The following is a 2,974-nucleotide window of genomic DNA, read 5'->3' as shown; positions in this document are numbered from 1 at the left end:
CTTCTGGCGCTTTATTAATGTATCAACTCTCCCCAGAGTTGTCAAGCGTTTTGCGAAAATATTTTTGACTTTTTTTTGAACCTATACACACCAAGGGTTCCGGCATTTATGGCCTACTCCGGTATCCCTGGCTGACTCCTCTTTATAACTATGGGGTCTTTTTTTGGGCCAAAAGCCGTATTTTATGATGATGGCGCTTACTTGGACTAGAGAACCCATTTGACATCTTTGAGGCTGCGAGTCGAGAGTCCGTTGTCTGTCGAGCGTCATAAATATCTCAAATGGGTTCAAAAGAAGCGGTATTGACCGGATACTCCGGCGTTGCTGAAAGACTAATGGTTATCATGGTAAAAGAGGAATAAGTAGAGTGGACTGAGGTTAATCCCGATGAAGTGTCCTAATTGCTACTGAAGCGAGATATAACCCTCTTTTGTTACTCTGGGAAAATAAAAATAAGAGCCAAATTTTTAACTGTAGATAAGCTGTTGTGCATTTAAATGGGGTGTGAGGATTGGGTGAAAGGGAACAGGAAACGGGAAACAGGGAACAGACAATATGTAGTTTAAATGCTCGACAGCTTATAGCGAGCATTTGAGCGTTTATTTTCTAACAGAATAGCTGAAATCAGGATTTTTGGTAAAAGTCTTATGCTCTAAGTGTTCCTGATTATTTTTTCCCCGAAAGTGACAAAAGAGGGATATAGCAATCCGATCTGAGTCTCACAACACAATGCCCTCTAGTCTTCCTAGACTTGTTATATAGCAAGACTTTCAGATTTTACGGATCTAGAAAATCACTTAGGATTGCTATATATGGATTTCCGTTGGGAAAGGATGTTCGTGCAACAGTTGCTGTCATCTCTGGAATTGACGAGCAGTGGCGGGGGTGAAGAGTCATAATAAATTATTTAATACGCTGCGTGATTACACCATCATTCTGGTTATTCAGGATGGCGAATCTCTGAGGGTTTCACCCCTCAGAGATTCGCCAACAGTCTCTTTCAACCGCCGAGTCATCCGAATTTGGGTTCCCCCACATCACCGTTAGGATTACTGTATTAATGAAAATCGCCACCTGGAACGTCAACTCAATCCGCACCCGCCTAGAAAACGTTACTAGCTGGTTGCACACAAACTCCCCAGACGTTCTCTGCCTCCAAGAAACCAAAGTTACAGACAAAGACTTCCCCCTAGAACCCTTCACCAACCTTGGCTACAACTGCTACATTTCCGGTCAAAAATCCTACAACGGTGTCGCCATTTTTAGCCTATCGCCCCTAACGCAAATCAGCAGCGGATTTGCCCCCCTTCTCGGCGACGAAACCACAGGTATTTTTGACGAACAAAAACGCCTAATAGCAGGTGTTATAGACGATATTTGCATTATTTGCGTATACGTTCCCAACGGTTCCGAAGTTGGTAGCGAGAAATATGACTACAAGCTAAAGTGGCTCAAACTGCTGCAAGAATACCTCAAAATAGCACTAGATAAATCCCCCAACTTGTGCATTTGCGGCGACTTTAACATCGTCCCGGACGATCGAGATATCCACAATCCCAAAGCCAATGCTAACTCCGTCGGCTTGTCTGTCGCCGAGCGCCTCGCGCTAACAGAAATCATAGAATTAGGATTAAACGACCCCTTTCGGAAATTCACCACAGAAGGCGGTCATTATAGCTGGTGGGACTACCGCGCCGCCGCATTTCCACGCAACAACGGCTGGAGAATCGACCACCATTATCTCAGCCCTCCCCTCTACGAACAAGCCAAAAACTGTACAATAGATATTGCTCCTAGAAAATTAATCAAACCCAGCGACCACGCCCCCGTAATTGTCGAAATTTGATTTATAAGTTATAAGGTTAAGAGCAACTGAGATATTGCACCATTCTCAATAAGCCTTGGATGGGCGGGCAGGATGCCCACCCCACAAGAAAATTCAATCTTTGTGGAACAGGCATCTTGCCCACTATTGAGAAAAGTGCAATATGTAAGTAACAATCAACAACTAAAAATCATGTTCTTAGTAACCGGAGCAACAGGCGCACTAGGCCGCCGAATTGTACGAGAAATCAGACAGCAAGAAAAGCCTGTCCGCGCATTTGTTCGCCTCGCATCTCGCTACTCTGAACTAGAAAACCGAGGCGCCGAGATTTTTATCGGCGACTTGAAACAAGACAAAGATATTAAAAAAGCCTGCCAAGGCGTGCAGTACATCATCAGCAGTCACGGCACCGGCGGGGACGTTCAAGCAGTACATTACCGCGCTAACATAGAATTAATCGACTGCGCCAAGGAAGCCGGAGTGCAGCACTTTGTCTTTATTTCGGTACTGGGAGTCGATCGAGGATACGAAGATTCCGCAGTATTCAAAGCCAAGCGAGAAGTTGAAAAATACCTGCAAAACAGCGGCTTGAATTATACAATCTTGCGGCCTGCCGGTTTTGCTTCCAGCTTGTTACCGCTAGCAGAAAGATTTCGAGAAACCGGACTTTACCTGCTGATTGGCGACGGCAAAAACCGCACCTCTGTTGTCAGTACCGACGACTTAGCAAAGATTGCCACAGACTCGCCAACAGTCGAAGGCGCCCGCAACCAAATTCTGCGAGTCGGTGGTCCGGATGTGCTGACAAGAGACGACATTCCCCGCATTTTTGCACGCATATTCAATCGGGAACCGATCGTAATCAACCCGCCGCTGGTTGTGTTTGACGGTTTGAGAAATGCCTTGGGTTTATTGAATCGTCAAGCTCAAAAAGACTTAGGAACTTTGCGGGTATTGCTGGGTAACGAGTATTTCTGCACTCCCGAACAAGTGCAAAACTTGGAATCAATCTACGGCATGAGAATGGAATCCCTAGAAAGCTTTCTGTGGCGCAATTTGAGCGTTTAAAATGCTAGTACAGCTCGGCGTAAATACACAGACTATTAAACAGCCAAGACTTTACCCTTATATGTCCACTTAAAAGGTTTG

2 protein-coding genes are annotated in these 2,974 nt (G+C 45.2%); both read left to right on the top strand.

Going from position 1 to position 2,974, the window contains the following annotated elements; all coding sequences use genetic code 11:
- The first annotated feature begins 1,060 nt into the window (after nt 1-1,060).
- Nucleotides 1,061-1,846 (top strand): exodeoxyribonuclease III, encoded by a 786-nt coding sequence (gene xth / locus QT979_RS28655; protein ID WP_333312365.1) that lies wholly within the window; start codon nt 1,061-1,063, stop codon nt 1,844-1,846.
- 171 nt (nt 1,847-2,017) lie between these two features.
- On the top strand, nt 2,018-2,893 hold the full coding sequence (locus tag QT979_RS28650; RefSeq protein WP_333312364.1) for an SDR family oxidoreductase: 876 nt from the start codon (nt 2,018-2,020) through the stop codon (nt 2,891-2,893).
- Nucleotides 2,894-2,974 lie beyond the last annotated feature (81 nt).

It is taken from the genome of Microcoleus sp. w2-18bC1 (assembly GCF_036700365.1).
GTDB lineage: Bacteria > Cyanobacteriota > Cyanobacteriia > Cyanobacteriales > Microcoleaceae > Microcoleus.
The sequence above is the reverse complement of the archived record's forward strand: the minus strand, read 5'-3'. Positions and strand labels throughout refer to the sequence as shown.

Coding starts and splice junctions, on each gene's coding strand:
- xth (WP_333312365.1), top strand. CDS start 1,061: ATGAAAATCGCCACCTGGAACGTCAACTCAATCCGCACCCGCCTAGAA.
- QT979_RS28650 (WP_333312364.1), top strand. CDS start 2,018: ATGTTCTTAGTAACCGGAGCAACAGGCGCACTAGGCCGCCGAATTGTA.